This window comes from Kocuria aegyptia (assembly GCF_039530085.1).
Classification (GTDB): Bacteria; Actinomycetota; Actinomycetes; order Actinomycetales; family Micrococcaceae; genus Kocuria; species Kocuria aegyptia.
Genome location: NZ_BAAAOA010000017.1, coordinates 100,719 through 115,928, shown reverse-complemented (window position 1 = coordinate 115,928; position 15,210 = coordinate 100,719). Strand labels below are relative to the sequence as shown.

12 protein-coding genes are annotated in these 15,210 nt (G+C 70.0%); 8 read left to right on the top strand and 4 right to left on the bottom strand.

The window, feature by feature from the left end; genetic code table 11:
• Window positions 1-408 precede the first annotated feature (408 nt).
• Both ABD220_RS08380 and ABD220_RS08375 read left to right on the top strand, forming a co-directional pair.
• Window positions 409-1,305, top strand: a complete 897-nt coding sequence (locus ABD220_RS08380; RefSeq protein WP_344121560.1) for a heme o synthase — start codon at window positions 409-411, stop codon at window positions 1,303-1,305.
• A 71-nt stretch (window positions 1,306-1,376) separates the two neighbouring features.
• A complete protein-coding gene (locus ABD220_RS08375; protein ID WP_344121558.1) occupies window positions 1,377-2,294 on the top strand; it encodes a dihydrodipicolinate synthase family protein in 918 nt (305 codons plus the stop codon).
• A gap of 5 nt (window positions 2,295-2,299) precedes the next feature.
• Here ABD220_RS08375 and ABD220_RS08370 read toward each other — a convergent pair whose 3' ends face one another.
• The 3 genes from ABD220_RS08370 to ABD220_RS08360 form a co-directional block, all read right to left on the bottom strand.
• On the bottom strand, window positions 2,300-3,325 hold the full coding sequence (locus tag ABD220_RS08370) for a COX15/CtaA family protein (RefSeq protein ID WP_344121556.1): 1,026 nt from the start codon (window positions 3,323-3,325) through the stop codon (window positions 2,300-2,302).
• 104 nt (window positions 3,326-3,429) lie between these two features.
• Window positions 3,430-4,218, bottom strand: coding sequence for an ABC transporter permease (locus ABD220_RS08365; protein WP_344121554.1), 789 nt, complete (start codon window positions 4,216-4,218; stop codon window positions 3,430-3,432).
• The gene (locus tag ABD220_RS08360) at window positions 4,215-5,168 is read right to left on the bottom strand and encodes an ABC transporter ATP-binding protein (RefSeq protein WP_344121552.1); all 954 of its coding nucleotides are present in this window, start codon (window positions 5,166-5,168) and stop codon (window positions 4,215-4,217) included. The genes ABD220_RS08365 and ABD220_RS08360 overlap by 4 nt, the downstream gene beginning before the upstream one ends.
• Before the next feature lie 286 nt (window positions 5,169-5,454).
• Between ABD220_RS08360 and ABD220_RS08355 the strand changes: the two genes are divergently transcribed.
• The 6 genes from ABD220_RS08355 (at window position 5,455) to ABD220_RS08330 (ending at window position 11,212) form a co-directional block, all read left to right on the top strand.
• The gene (locus ABD220_RS08355) at window positions 5,455-6,252 is read left to right on the top strand and encodes a helix-turn-helix transcriptional regulator (protein WP_344121550.1); all 798 of its coding nucleotides are present in this window, start codon (window positions 5,455-5,457) and stop codon (window positions 6,250-6,252) included.
• Window positions 6,245-7,699 (top strand): Fe-S cluster assembly protein SufB, encoded by a 1,455-nt coding sequence (gene sufB, locus ABD220_RS08350; RefSeq protein ID WP_344121549.1) that lies wholly within the window; start codon window positions 6,245-6,247, stop codon window positions 7,697-7,699. The genes ABD220_RS08355 and sufB overlap by 8 nt, the downstream gene beginning before the upstream one ends.
• 166 nt (window positions 7,700-7,865) lie before the next feature.
• Complete coding sequence (gene sufD / locus ABD220_RS08345) at window positions 7,866-9,065, top strand: Fe-S cluster assembly protein SufD (RefSeq protein ID WP_344121658.1); 1,200 nt, start codon at window positions 7,866-7,868, stop codon at window positions 9,063-9,065.
• 59 nt (window positions 9,066-9,124) lie between these two features.
• On the top strand, window positions 9,125-9,886 hold the full coding sequence (gene sufC / locus ABD220_RS08340; RefSeq protein ID WP_344121547.1) for a Fe-S cluster assembly ATPase SufC: 762 nt from the start codon (window positions 9,125-9,127) through the stop codon (window positions 9,884-9,886).
• Window positions 9,887-9,921: 35 nt separating this feature from the next.
• Window positions 9,922-10,278, top strand: coding sequence for a metal-sulfur cluster assembly factor (locus ABD220_RS08335; RefSeq protein ID WP_344121545.1), 357 nt, complete (start codon window positions 9,922-9,924; stop codon window positions 10,276-10,278).
• 142 nt (window positions 10,279-10,420) lie between these two features.
• A complete protein-coding gene (locus tag ABD220_RS08330) occupies window positions 10,421-11,212 on the top strand; it encodes a ZIP family metal transporter (protein WP_344121544.1) in 792 nt (263 codons plus the stop codon).
• A 63-nt stretch (window positions 11,213-11,275) separates the two neighbouring features.
• On the opposite strand, the gene ABD220_RS08325 is transcribed toward ABD220_RS08330, so the two are convergent.
• Window positions 11,276-15,178 (bottom strand): phage tail protein, encoded by a 3,903-nt coding sequence (locus tag ABD220_RS08325; RefSeq protein WP_344121542.1) that lies wholly within the window; start codon window positions 15,176-15,178, stop codon window positions 11,276-11,278.
• Window positions 15,179-15,210 lie beyond the last annotated feature (32 nt).

The following is a 15,210-nucleotide window of genomic DNA, read 5'->3' as shown; positions in this document are numbered from 1 at the left end:
TCGGGGCCCTTTCCCTCGGGATCCGCTGCCGTGCGCAGCGGGTGCCGGTCGCCGACCGGCGGTTTGGGTCCAGCTTAGGTCACGCACATTTCGGCCGTGTGACCGACGGCACCGCTCCGGGCGGCTCCGGACCCCTTTCCCGTCATGTCCGGAGCGGGACCGGGCGCCGCCACACGCTATGCTGTATAGGACCTTCTTCCGCGCCCGCGACCACCGCGCCGACCGCTCCTGCTGCGTGCCGGCGACGGACCGTCTCCGGGCCGTCCTCGCGCACGGAGCCGGGGGAGAACCACCGCAACCGGGAGCAATGATTCTGTGAACTCACTCGAGACGTCGGGACCCGCAGGACGAGCCGTCCTCGGCACCGGGCACACGGGTGTTGCGGCGGACACCGGACGCGAGGGACGGATGACGGCCACCCGGAAGCTGCGGGCCTACGTGGCCCTGATGAAGCCGCGGATCATCGAGCTGCTGCTCGTGGCGACCGTGCCGACCATGATCTTCGCCCAGCAGGGCATGCCGAACCTCTGGCTCATCCTCAACACGCTCGTGGGCGGCACGCTCGCGGCCGGCGCGGCCGGTGCCTTCAACTGCTACATCGACCGGGACGAGGACCGGGTCATGAAGCGCACGGCCAAGCGCCCGCTCGTCACCGGAGAGGTCACCGACCGCGAGGCCCTCGTCTTCGCGTGGGCGCTCACGGCCGTGTCCGTCGCCTGGCTCACGCTCGGGGTCAACGTGCTCGCCGGCGCCCTGGGCGCGGCGGCCATCTTCCTCTACGCGGTCTTCTACTCGATCGTGCTCAAGCGCCGTACGGCCCAGAACATCGTCTGGGGCGGGGTCGCCGGGTGCATGCCGGTGCTGATCGGGTGGGCCGCCGTGACGGGCGGTCTGGACTGGCCCGCGCTCGTGCTGTTCCTGTTCATCTTCCTGTGGACCCCGCCGCACTACTGGCCGCTGTCCATGAAGTACGCCGACGACTACTCCCGCGCCGGGGTCCCCATGCTCGGCGCCGTGGCCGGGGCCCGCACCGTGGGCAGCCAGGTCGTGCTCTACGCCTGGGCCACGGTGGTGTGCTCGCTGCTGCTCGTCCCTGTCGGCGGCGCCGGCTGGGTCTACGCGGTGACCGCGCTGGCCTCGGGCGCCTGGTTCGTGGGCCACAGCCACAAGCTGCACGCCCTCGCGGTGGCCGGCCGGCCCACGGACAAGCAGGCGATGTACGTCTTCCACGGCTCGATCGCCTACATCACCTTCGTCTTCCTCGCCCTGGCCGTGGACCCGTTCGTGGGCGGTCCCGTCCTCTGAGCCCGCCGGGGGCGGCGGCCCCCGCGGTGTCCCGGTCCGGCCGGGCGATCGGCCGGACCTAGGATGGTCGCATGCTCAGCATGACCTTCACCGGGCTCGTCGCCTACCCGATCACGCCGTTCCAGCAAGGTGGCCGCCTGGACCTGGAGTCCTTCGGGCGCCATGTCGGCCGCCTGGTCCGCTCGGGGGTCGACGCCCTGGTGGTGCTGGGCAGCTCGGGCAGCTTCGCGTACCTCTCCGGGGAGGAGCGGGCCGAGGTCGTGCGCGCCGCCGTGGAGGCCGCCCGCGGCTCCGGGGTGCCGGTGGGGGCGGGGATCTCCGCGATGACCACCCGCGAGGTCCTGGAGATGGCCTACGCCGCCGAGAACGGCGGGGCGGACGGGCTCGTGCTCAACCCGCTGTCCTACATCCCGCTCGTCTCCCAGGAGATCGCGGACCAGGTGGAGACGGTCGCGGCGGCCGTGTCCCTGCCGCTGTGCATCTACAACAACCCGACGACGACCGGTTTCACGTACCCGGTGGAGCTCGCCGCCGAGCTCTCCTGGCTGGAGAACGTCAGCGCGTTCAAGGACACTGCGGACTCCCCGCAGGACCTCGCCGCACGGCGGAGCCGGTTCGCCGAGCTCGCGGAGCCGGGCACGGCCCACGGGGTGAGCGGGGAGCGGCTGCTGCACGAGGCCGCTCCGGACGCCGCGGCCTGGCACTCCGGGATCGCCGCGGTGCTCCCTCGCCAGTACGCCGCCTTCCGCGCCGCGGTCGTCGCGGGCGACGACCATGCGGTGCGCACGTGGCAGGCGGCGCTGGCCCCGCTGATGGAGATCCTGCGCCAGGAGCGGCCCCTGAGCTCCCTGTACGCCCTCGCCGAGGTGTGCGGCGTCAGCACGGCCCCGCCGCGGCGCCCGCTGCTGCCGATCCCCTCGGGCAGCCGGCAGCGCCTGGCGCAGGCCGTCGAGGAGCTGCTCGACGAGGCGCCCGACGAGCGGGCCTGAGGGACTCAGCCGCGGGCCGGGGCCTCGGCCGACGGCGCACGGTCGGCGCCCCGCAACACGGGGTCCGGGGTGCGGGTGACCGCGAAGCCCTTCTCCACGGTGCGGGCGGTGGCCCAGATCAGCAGCGCGGAACCCACCAGGTGCAGGGCGACCGCGACGATCGGCACGCCGTTGAAGTACTGGTAGTAGCCGATGAGCGCCTGCAGGACCAGCACGGCCAGCATGACGTTGAGGCTCGAGGCCAGCGGGACGGGCCACCGGTGCCGGCGGGCGAGGAACAGGCCGAGGACCACGGCCACGACGATCAGGTACACCGGGACGGCGTGCGCGCGGGTGATGAGGTAGGCGTCGAAGGCGTGCCTGGCGGTGGATTCGTCCCCCGCGTGCGGGCCGGTGCCCGTGACGAGGGTGCCCAGGTACAGGATCAGCGCGGTGAGCACCGCCAGGCCCACCATGAGCCGCCGCACGGTCCGGCGCTGCCCGTAGGCCTGGCCGGGGCGCTCCGCGTCCCGCACGGCGGGCAGGGAGCGCCGCCGGGTGCGGTTGACCAGCACCGTGGCCAGGGCGATCATCGCCCCGGAGATGAGGTAGTGGATGCCCACGATCCAGGGGTTGAGCCCGGTGAGCACGGTGATCCCGCCGACCACGGCCTGCAGCGGGATGCCGAGACCCAGCAGCAGGGCGATCCGGAAGAGGTCGCGGTGCTCGTGGCGCAGCCGCAGCACGGCGAGGAACGTCAGCACCGCCACCGCGGCGAGCAGGAAGGTCAGCAACCGGTTGCCGAACTCGATGACCCCGTGCATGCCCATCTCGGGGGTGTTGGTCCAGGACTCGTCCGTGCACCGCGGCCAGGTGGGGCAGCCCAGACCCGAGCCCGTCAGCCGCACGAGCCCGCCGGTGAGGATCAGCACGGAGTTCGCCAACAGCGACGCGACGGCGAGCCACCGCACCCACCGGGTGATCCGGGTCGGCAGCAGGACGCTGTCGTTCTCCCGGACGTCGACGTCGATGGGGTCGCTGGCGCGGTTCATGGGTTCACTTCCGGACGGGATCGGTGCGGTGGGGTCTGCCCGCCCAGTTTATCCGGCTCCGCGGACCCCGGTTCCCGCCCTTGGGCTCACCCTGGGGCGGCGGCTCAGCTCCAGCGGAACCAGCGCACGGCTCCGGCCCAGGCGGCGGCGGCCCAGACGGCGAGCACCAGCACAGGCAGGAGCGTGGGCGTGCCGGTGAGGAAGGTCTCGCGCAAGGCGGTGCCCAGCGCACCGGAGGGCAGCACGTCCACCAGCCAGGTGAGCCCGGCCGGCAGCGTGCTCGAGGGGAACAGCGTGCCGCCGACGGCGGCGAGCAGCACCCACACGAGGTTGGTCACTGCGAGGGTCGCCTCGGCGCGCACCGTCCCGGCGAGCAGCAGCCCCAGCCCCGTGAACGCCGCGGCGCCGAGCAGCAGCACCGGCACGGACACGAGCACCGCGGCCGCCTCGGGGCGCCAGCCGAGCGCCGCGCCGAGCGCGGCGACCAGGACGTACTGCACCACGAGCACCGCGACGATCGCGAGCAGCTTGCCGGCGATCAGCCCGCCGCGGCCCAGGGGGGTGGTGGAGAGGAAGCGCAGGACCCCGTAGCGGCGGTCGAAGCCGGTCTGGATGCCCTGCCCCGAGAAGGCGTTGGAGAGCACGCACAGCGCCAGGGCGCCCGGCACGGCCACGTCCACGCGGGAGGCGCCCGCCGGGACGGTGGCGTCCAGCAGGTCGGTGAGCGTCAGGGCCACGAGGGCCATGAGCGGCAGGATCACCAGCAGCAGCAGCTGTTCCCCGTTGCGCAGCATGGTCAGCGCCTCGTAGCGGGCCTGCGCGGCCACCCGGCGGGCCAGGGGAGCGGGGTCCGAGCGCGGGGGCACGGAGCGGGACTGGGCGGGTGCGGTCATCGGATCTCCCGTCCGGAGATGTCGAGGAAGACGTCCTCGAGGGTGCGCGGTTGGAGGGACAGGGACTCGGGCATCGTGCCGGTCGCGGTGAACCACCGGGTCACGGCCTCGAGCATCGGGGGAGTGAGGGCACCGGTGAGCGTCACGGTGCGGTCGGCGCAGTCGGTGCGGACGTCCTCGAAGCCGGGACCGTCCCACGGGAACGGTCCCGCACGCAGCTGCTCGGGGGCCAGCGTCAGCACCAGCACGGCGGGGGCGTCGGCGCCGGGCGCCACCAGCTCCGCCACGGACCCCTGGGCCATGACCCGGCCGTGGTCGACGATGTAGACCTGGTCGGCGAGGCGCTGGGCGTCGTCGAGCAGGTGCGTGGTGAGGATGATGCACACCCCCTCGCGGCGCAGCTGCTGGACGAGGTCGAAGACGATGTTGCGGGACTGCGGGTCCATCCCGGCCGAGGGCTCGTCGAGGAAGAGCACCTCCGGGCTGCCGGCCAGGGCCGCCGCCAGGGCCACGCGCTGGCGCTGGCCGCCGGAGAGCCGGCGGACCACGGTGCGGTCGAAGCTGCTGATGCCGAGCCGCTCCACGAGCTCGTCCATGTCCCGGGGGCTGCGGTAGAGGGACGCCACGTGCCGGAGCAGCTCCAGCGGGCGCACGGCCTGCGGGAGCCCGCCGTCCTGGAGCATGACGCCCACGCGGGCGCGCAGGGCCGGGCTGGCCCGCCACGGGTCCTGGCCCAGGAGGCGGACCGTGCCGGCCGAGGGCCGCTGCAGTCCCTGGGCGCACTCCAGGGTGGTCGTCTTGCCCGCGCCGTTGGGCCCGAGCAGCGCCGTGATCTCGCCGTGCCGCGCGGTGAGGGACAGCCCGTTGACGGCGTGCACCACGTCGGCGCGCGTGGCGCCCGGACCGTCCGGACGCCGGGAGCGGCGCCGGCGGACGGGGAACTCCTTCACGAGGCGCTCGATCGAGAGTGCGGGCGAGGGCGCGGGGGGACTCTGGGCGGGCACCGGACCAGTGTAGTGCGGCGCGCCCGCGGCCCGGCCCCCCTTGGCCGCCCCGCGTCCGGGGGTTATTATGAGTAGGTCGTGATTTAAACGCAGCGGCCCGGTAAGGCTCCACTTACTGGTGAGGCCGGAATGAATTACGACATACTCCGGTTGTGTATTGAGAGCGGCCCTGACGGGTCGCACCCTGCACCACGAGAACCTCCACCCCGACCAGGAAGCGAGCGGTTCATCCATGACTCAGACCACGGACGCCCGGAGCAGGTCCCGCTCCGGCCCGCGGGCGGAGCAGGAGGAGAACACCCGCTCGCGCGTGCTCGGCGCCGTCCTCGAGCACGGCCCGGTCTCGGCCGCCGACCTCGGCGAGATGCTCGAGTTGACCCCCGCCGCCGTGCGCCGCCACCTGGACGCCCTCGAGCAGCAGCACTTCGTCGAGGTCACCATGGTCCGCCGCCGCAGCGGGGGCGCCGGCCGCCCGGCGCGGCGCTACGTCGTCGCCCCGGAGGGCCACGCCAAGCTGGGCGACGACTACCTCGAGATCGCGACCGACGCGCTCGAGTCCATCCGGCGCATCGCCGGTCCCGACGCCGTGCAGTCCTTCATCCAGGAGCGCGTGGACCGACTCGAGGCGTCCTACCGCCCGGAGGTCGAGGCCGCCGGGGACGACGTCGCCGACCGCCTGCCCGTCCTGGTGCGGCTGCTCAGCCGCGACGGGTTCGCCGCCTCCACCAACGAGGTGGCCGTCGGCCGCGGGGAGTCCCGCACCATCGTCTCGGCGCAGCTGTGCCAGGGGCACTGCCCCGTGCGCGAGCTCGCCGCCCGCTACCCGCAGTTCTGCGAGCTGGAGACCGAGCTCATCGCCCGGCTGCTCGGCACCGACGTCCGCCGGCTCTCCACGCAGGCCGCCGGCGCGCACGTGTGCACCACGCACGTGCCCCTCACGCGGCCGGGACCCGCCGCCGCACCGACTTCCGTGGACCGCACCGCGGGCCGCGTCACAGACCAGACAACAGAGGAAGGCCGTCATGACTGACCAGATCGCCAGCGGCAACGACACTGTCATCGCCGACATCCTGGAGAAGAACCCCGAGCTCGAGGGCATCGGCACCTACGAGTACGGCTGGGCCGACTCCGACGTGGCCGGCGCCTCCGCGCGCCGCGGTGTCGACGAGGACGTCGTCCGGGACATCTCCGCGAAGAAGAGCGAACCGCAGTGGATGACCGACCTGCGGCTAAAGGGCCTGAAGTTCTTCGACCGCAAGCCCATGCCCACGTGGGGTGCGGACCTGTCCGGGATCGACTTCGACAACATCAAGTACTTCGTGCGCTCCACGGAGAAGCAGGCCGCCACCTGGGAGGACCTGCCCGAGGACATCCGCAACACCTACGAGAAGCTCGGCATCCCCGAGGCCGAGCGCGGACGGCTCGTGTCCGGTGTCGCCGCCCAGTACGAGTCCGAGGTCGTCTACCACCAGATCCGCGAGGACCTGGAGGAGCAGGGCGTCATCTTCCTCGACACCGACACCGCGCTCAAGGAGCACCCGGAGCTGTTCGCGGAGTACTTCGGCACCGTGATCCCCGTGGGCGACAACAAGTTCGCGTCCCTGAACACGGCCGTGTGGTCCGGCGGTTCCTTCGTCTACGTCCCGAAGGGCGTGCACGTGGAAATCCCGCTGCAGGCCTACTTCCGCATCAACACCGAGAACATGGGCCAGTTCGAGCGGACGCTGATCATCGCGGACGAGGACTCCTACGTCCACTACATCGAGGGCTGCACCGCGCCGATCTACAAGACCGACTCGTTGCACTCCGCCGTCGTGGAGATCATCGTCAAGAAGAACGCCCGCGTGCGCTACACGACCATCCAGAACTGGTCGAACAACGTGTACAACCTCGTGACCAAGCGCGCGATCGCCCACGAGGGCGCCACGATGGAGTGGATCGACGGCAACATCGGCTCGAAGGTCACCCAGAAGTACCCGGCGGTCTACATGACCGGCGAGCACGCCCGCGGCGAGACCCTCTCGATCGCGTTCGCCGGCGAGGGACAGCACCAGGACACCGGTTCCAAGATGGTGCACATCGCCCCGAACACGTCGTCGTCGATCGTCTCGAAGTCCGTGGCCCGCAACGGCGGCCGCGCCGCGTACCGGGGTCTCGTGCAGGTCCGCGAGGGCGCGAAGGGCTCGAAGTCCAACGTGGTCTGCGACGCCCTGCTGGTGGACACGATCTCCCGCTCCGACACGTACCCGTACGTCGACATCCGTGAGGACGACGTCACCATGGGCCACGAGGCGACCGTCTCGCGCGTCTCCGAGGAGCAGCTGTTCTACCTCATGCAGCGCGGGATGGCCGAGGACGAGGCCATGGCGATGATCGTGCGCGGCTTCGTGGAGCCGATCGCCCGCGAACTGCCCATGGAGTACGCGCTCGAACTCAACCGCCTCATCGAACTGCAGATGGAAGGATCCGTTGGCTGACATGTCCAAGCTGAACGAAACGATTCGCAATGCCACGGAGGCCGCCGCCTCCGCGGCCACCGCGGTGGCCGACAAGGCCGTCGGCGCGGCCAGGGACGCCTACGACAACCTCGGCGAGAAGGTCGACGGGGTGCCCACCGGGGACGGCCGCATCGCCATCCCGGGCATGGACCAGGAGGGGGAGCGGCTGGCCCGGGACAAGGTCGAGAACGACACCCTCGTGCGGCACACCGCCCATGGCGACATCTCCGGTGTGCCCGACTCCTCCCGCGCGGGGCGCCGCACGTCCTACGACGTCGCCGACTTCCCGAAGCTCACGGGCCGCGAGGAGGACTTCCGGTTCACCCCGCTGAAGCGCCTCAAGGGCCTGCACGCCGACGCCCTCACCGGCCCGGCGCCCGCGCTGACCGTCGACTCGGACGCCGTGCGCGTCGAGACCGTGGGCCGCGACGACGCCCGCATCGGCAGCGCCGGCATCCCCGAGGACCGGCTCTCCGCCAACGCGTGGAGCAGTGTCACCGAGGCCACCGTGATCACGGTGCCGCAGGAGGCCGAGGTGACCGAGCCGGTCGTCGTCGACATCCACGGCACCGACGCGACCCCGGCCGCCCAGCACCTCGTGATCGACGCCCAGCCCTTCTCCAAGGCCCTCGTGGTCCTGCGCCACCACGGCAGCGCCGTGCTCTCGCAGAACGTCGAGTTCCGGGTCGCCGACTCCGCGAACCTGACCGTGGTGACCCTCCAGGAGTGGGACGACGACGCCGTGCACGCCTCCTCCCAGCAGGCGCGCCTCGGCAAGGCGGCCACGTTCAAGCACGTGCTCGTCTCCTTGGGCGGCGACCTCGTGCGCGTCACCCCGTCCACCCGCTTCGACGCCCCGGGCGGCTCCGTGGAGCTGTACGGGCTGACGTTCGTGGACGCCGGCCAGCACCTGGAGTCCCGGCTGTTCGTGGACCATTCCCAGCCGAAGTGCACCTCCCGGGTGACCTACAAGTCCGCGCTGCAGGGCGAGAACGCCCACGGTGTGTGGGTCGGCGACGTCCTCATCCGCGCCATCGCGGAGGGCACCGACACCTACGAGCTCAACCGGAACCTCATCCTCAACGACGGTCCGCGGATGGACTCCGTGCCGAACCTGGAGATCGAGACCGGCCTCATCGCCGGTGCCGGCCACGCCTCCACCACGGGCCAGCTGGACGACGAGCACCTGTACTACCTCATGTCCCGGGGCATCCCCGAGGACGAGGCGCGCCGGCTCGTGGTCCGCGGATTCCTCTTCGAGATCATCCAGCAGATCGGTGTCCCGGACATCGAGGAGCGGCTGCGCGAGGCCGTCCAGGACGAGCTCGCCTCCGCCAACTACTGAGCCTCTTCCGGCACGCACTCTTCCGACCACAGACTTTTTCGACCACAGGAGAACCATCCATGGCAACTCTCGAGATCAAGGACCTGCACGCGTCCGTCGTGCTCGACGACGAGACCACCAAGCCGATCCTCAAGGGCGTGAACCTGACCATCAACTCCGGTGAGGTCCACGCGATCATGGGCCCCAACGGCTCCGGCAAGTCCACGCTGGCCTCCACCGTGGCCGGCCACCCCAAGTACGTCGTCGACTCCGGCGAGGTCCTGCTGGACGGGGAGAACGTCCTGGAGATGTCCGTGGACGAGCGCGCCCGCGCCGGGCTCTTCCTGGCCATGCAGTACCCCGTGGAGATCCCCGGCGTGACGACCTCCAACTTCCTGCGCACCGCGAAGACCGCGATCGACGGCGAGGCCCCCTCGCTGCGCACGTGGACCAAGGACGTCAAGGCCGCCATGGAGCAGCTGAAGATCAGCCCCGACATGATCCAGCGCAACGTCAACGAGGGCTTCTCCGGCGGCGAGAAGAAGCGCCACGAGATCCTCCAGCTCGAGCTGCTCAAGCCGAAGATCGCCCTGCTGGACGAGACCGACTCCGGCCTCGACGTGGACGCGCTCAAGGTCGTCTCCGAGGGCGTCAACCGCGCCCTGGAGACCAACGACATGGGCGTCATGCTCATCACCCACTACACGCGCATCCTGCGCTACATCAAGCCGCAGTTCGTGCACGTGTTCCACGACGGCCGCGTGGTCGACGAGGGCGGGCCCGAGCTCGCCGAGCGGCTCGAGAACGAGGGCTACGACCGCTACCTGGCCCCGGCCAAGTAGGCTTCGACCCCACCAGCCCCGAAAGGAGGCCAGCGATGGCCGACACCCCTGCTGAGACCACCGCCGATCCCGCGGCCGCGGGCCGGCCCTCCGCCGAAGAGGTCGAGGAGGCGCTCAAGAACGTCATCGACCCCGAGCTCGGCGTGAACATCGTGGACCTGGGCCTGCTCTACGGCTCCAAGTGGGCCGAGGACGGCGCCCTGGTCCTCGACATGACCCTGACCACGGCCGCGTGCCCGCTGCAGGACGTCATCGAGGACCAGTGCGCGGCGAACCTCGACCCCATGGTGGACGAGTGGCGCGTGAACTGGGTCTGGATGCCGCCGTGGGGACCCGACCGGATCACCGAGGACGGCCGCGACCAGATGCGGGCCCTGGGCTTCAACATCTGATCCTCCCTCCCGGCACGCCTGCGGCGGCCCGCCCACCTCCGACGGAGGTGGGTGGGCCGCCGTCGTCGTGCCGATCCGCCTTTCACGGAGAAACCTTCCGGATTGTGGGCGCGAACGCCCCGCCCGCTCCTACACTGCCGTCATGGGCCAGACGTTGCTCTTCGGGATCGTCGCCTCGAGCGCCCTCGTCATCGGGGCGCTGGTCGGCGTCCGCTTCGAGCTCCCGAAGCGCGTGCTCGCCATCCTGCTCTCCTTCGCCGCCGGCGCGCTCATCACCGCACTGGCCTTCGAGCTGTTCGAGGACGCGTACGAGCGCGGGGGTCTACCGCTGGCCGTGATCGGGCTGTTCGCCGGTGCCGTGGTCTTCACGGCCCTCAGCGCCCTCCTGGACCGCTGGGCGCAGCCGGGAGCCCCTTCCGGGGACGCCGAGAAGCAACAGGGCAGCGCCAAGCTGGACACGGACGCCGCGGCGGACGAGAAGGCGCCGACGTCCGCCTCCACCGGTGGTGCCGCCGGTCTCGCCCTGCTGGCCGCCGTCACCCTCGACGGTGTGCCCGAGAACGTGGCGCTCGGCGTCTCGCTCACGGAGGGCACCGGCGGCCTCGCCCTGCTCGCGGCGATCTTCGTGTCCAACCTGCCCGAGTCCCTGGTGGGCGCGGCCTCGATGCGTGAGCAGGGCATGTCGAAGGGCAAGGCCGTCCTGCTCTGGACGGTCTGTGGCGTGCTCCTGGTGGTGGCCGTGCTGATCGGCGCCGGTCCGCTGGCCGGCAGCGACCCCGAGACGATCTCCCTGCCGCTGGCCTTCGCCGCCGGCGCGGTGATCGCCTCCCTGGCCGACACCCTGATGCCGGAGGCCTACGAGCACGGCGGCCCGGCGGTGGCGGTGAGCACCACGGCCGGCTTCGCGCTGTCCTTCGCGCTGTCGCTGGCTTGAGATCTTCGATTATCATCGCACTTCTCGTAGAAGCTCAAGAACTCGAACGACGCATGCGCATGGTCATGATGCCTTGCCTTCGTTCCGTCCACGAAACCGGCGTCCCACCTTATAGGAGGTCGGTTCTTTTTCACCGCTACCCTTGCCGGAATTGCAACTCCTGCACATCGTAACGAGAATTGCTCCGTTGCTGCCTTTGCCGTTGAACCATTCATTGCGTTCCTGGTAGCTGCAATCGTTACCTGTGGACTTCCAGTGGGAGGCGACGGAAGGGTTGTGGTCGAATGTCAATTCGCCCTTCGTGTCGACCTCGTCTATTTTGGTCAGCCGGCACACCGGGCAGTGATATGCGTCAGGGTTTTTCCGGTCCGAAGAAGTAGCCGGGATCATTGCGCGCAGACGGGCGAATTCGGAGTTTCGGTGTGAGCCGTTTGTCCGGTTGTCTTTGTCCCAGCTTCCGTAAACCCTAGGGCGGAAGGACTTCCCCCGGTACTCGTTCTTGAGTTCTCCCTCCACGGTGATCCACTCCGACGGGTGCCCCAAGTGACGCAGGCTCTTCAGCCCGAAAGTTCGCCCCACGTCGCCCAGTAGAGCTGCCGCGTCTACCACGAGTTCATTGATCCGCTTTTCCAGGGCTGCAGTCATTTTTGTACCTTGGTATGTGGAGTCGTGCAGCGCGGAGGCCCGTCCAAGTGGGACATATACTTTGTTGAGCGCCTTTCGGAGCCCCTTTTTCGGAGATTTTGACTGTTCGAGTTCTGTGGCTTCATCCTCGGCGAAGGAGAGCAACGTTGCCAACAGTTCACGGCGCGAGGCCATTTCAACGTTTAGTTTGCCGTGGACGGTCTTCGCGAAAATGGTGTGATGCGTGCCGGACATGTCGAACGGTTTGGAGATGTTAATCGCAGGTATGCTAGTACCGGCATCCGCGGAAGAACGTGGACTGCGATCCTTTCCGCTTTTCCGCTTCATCCATTCGTTGCCCGCCTTGACCTTGCCCTTGACGTATGATTTACCTGCGGCGACCTTCCCCTTCACAAATGCCTTTCCGGCAGCGATCTTCCCCTTGACCTTGCCGCCCAGCTTGGTGAGGCCGCGAATAATGGGGCCAGCGAGCTTGAGGCCGGTCTTGATGACGAAGTCGAGGGCCTGCTTCACCGGCTTCTGCAGCGCCGTGACGATCTCGCGGATCTTCTGACCGATGCCACCGAGGCCGAGCACGCTGGCGAGGAATCCGATGAGGATCGGCACGATCTGGCCGAGCACGTTCTCGATCTTGGCGACCACGCCGCCCACGTTGCCGCGCACGATGTCCGCGACCGAGTCGATGATCGTGTCGACGAACTGCGCCAGCCGGGCGGCGTTGTTCACGAAGAACATGACCACGTCGTAGATGAGCTTGCAGGCCTTGATGAACGCGGCCGCGGGGTTGAGTAGGCTGATCAGCCACGTGATGCCGGCGGTGATCACCTTCGTGACGACGAAGTCCTGGACCTTCTCCAGGATCATGTCCTTGATGTTGCCGACCTTTTCCACGAGCAGCTGCCACAGCCCGCCGACTCCCTGGGTGGCGATGAGCTGGAAGATCTCCACGCCCTTTTCCACCGCGGCCATCGCCGGCTCGCCGATCTGCTTGACGAGCCGGTTGCGGATGTTGGTCCACGTGAGGCCGAACAGTGAGGCGAGCAGCTTGACGACGCCCTTGAGGTCGAAGGTGTCCGGCAGCTCGACCCCGCCCTCGGCCAGTGCCCCGAACAGCCAGCCCATCAGTCCCTTGCGCAGGTGGTCGAGGATGTTGTCCTTGAACCTGAGGATGCCGCCCTTCACGCCGGCGATGAGGTGGCCGAGGAAACCGATCGGGTTCTTAATGATGTCGCCCACCACCCCCGCGGCCCGGGAGAGCACGTTCTTGAGCATGGAGGCGAGCTCGCGGATCGTGTTGATGACGGCCTTGATCGCGCCGATGGCCTTGTCCACCAGCCCGCGGTTCTCCGCCTGGAGCGCCTCGATCCGCTCGTCGAGTCCCTTCCGGGACTCCACGTATTTCGTGGCGAGGGCATCCACCACGGACTCCTGCTTGGCGTCGACGTCGCTCTCGAGCTGGGCGAACCTGTCCCCGATCTCCTTCGCAGCCTCCGAGCCGACCTTCTGCAGGTCCTTGGGGAGGCTCCCGACATAGGTCGCGATCTCGGTCCGGCCCTTTGCGATCCGTTGCTTGGCCTGCGTCAGATCGTCGCCCACGATTTTGGCGACCCCGGAGATGACACCGTCCATCTGTTTCAGGTAGAGCTCGCGGCCGGCTTCGTAGAACTCGTTGACCTTCGCGGGCATCCCGCGGATCTTGTCCCGCAACCAGCGGTACCCGCCCAGCCAGCCGCTGTACCGGTCTTTCTTGTACGCCGACATCTTCGCCTCGACGTAGTTCTCGAACGCGGCCCGGGCGGTGGCCTCGCCCTGCTCGAAGGCGGCGTCCACCTTTGGGTCTATGCCGTCGAGGATCTTCTTCACGTCGGCCTCGGTGGCGGCGAAGATGCCCTGCACTTTGGCCGTGACCTCGGCCCGCCGGGTCTCGTCCTTGGACTTGGTCTTCCCCTTGTCGGCGACCAGCTGGGCCAGCGCCGCGCCCTTGGCCCCTTGCATGCCGGTGACGCCCGCCGTCGTCACCGCGGCGGCCTCGGCCCGGTCCTGCTGGATGGCCTGCTGCTCCTGCTGCCGGTACTCGGCGGGTGCCGTGTCCGCGTGCTCGGCGACGGCCTTCTTGTCGACCACGGCCTGCTGGAACTCCGGTTCGTTGGACTGGGCGAGCTGCGCCTCCGAGACCCCGGCGTCGGCCATCTCCCGGTCGGCCTCGTGTTTGCCGGCGGCGAGGTTGGTCTGCTCGGGCGGTGCCGGCTTGGGCACGGCCCCGGCGGCCGGAATCGGCACGGCCTGGCCCGGGTCCTCCGGAGCCAGCGGGGTGACGGGCTTGGGGACGGCCTTGGCCGGGTCCGGCGGGGCTTCGGTGGCCGCCTCGATGTCCTTGGCCTGTCCCTCCTTGCCCTGGGTGACCAGTCCCTTGACCTCTCCCTTGACCTGCCCGGCCTGACCGGATTCCTTGTACTCGTCGGCCTCCTTGAGGGTCTTCGGCGACTTCGCCTCGATCGCCGCCTTCACGGCGGCGATGAACGCCTTCTTGTCGAAGCTGCCTGCCGGCTGGGCGTCCATCGTGTCGACCTTGGCCGCCTTCGCCTGCGCGCCCAGGTCGTCGGTCGGGGCCATCGCGGCGCCCTGCGCCTCCTTGGCCTTCGCCGCGGCGGGCGGGTGCGCCTTCTTCGCCGCAGCGAAGCCCTTGACGTTGCGCGTCACCTGGGCGAAGGCGGGATCCTCCTCGGGCCGGACGGCTGTCGGAGCCACGGGCGGCTGGAGGAGCTTGTCGGCGGGCAGGGGAGCGGGCGCCGTCGTGGGCGCGGGGGCGGGCCCTGCCGCCGGGGGCGCGGTCGGGGCCCTGCCCGGGGGGCCCTTGGCCGGGCCGCCGGCCTTGGCAGCGGCCTTGCCGAGCGGGCTGACTGCCGGAACCTGTTTGGGTGGTGGCACCGGCTTCTTCGGAGCCACGGATCCCGGCCCGAATCCGGTCCTGGTCACGGCGAGGGCGGACGCCGGGGGTTTGGGGCCCTCGAGCTCGACGGGCACCCCGGCGGCCTGGGCCGCCTTCAGGCCCTTCTCGACCGTGTCCACGGCCGGCTCGTCCCGGCGGACCTCCCGCAGCGCGGCGTCGATGTCGGCGACCGCCTGCTCACCCGGGAAGCGAGCCCGGGCGGCCATCAGGGCACCGACGGCGGAGTTGCCCGCCTGGCGCTGGAGGGCCAGGACGGCGGGGGGCCCGACGACGGGACGGGCGTTCGCGCCGCCGGCTCGGTGTCGGCCCGCCGTCAGGGCGTCGCCGACCGCGGCCTGCTGGGCCTCGGCCACCCGGTGTGCGCCGGTCATGTTTCGAGGATCGCCGACCCGTCGCTGAGGCG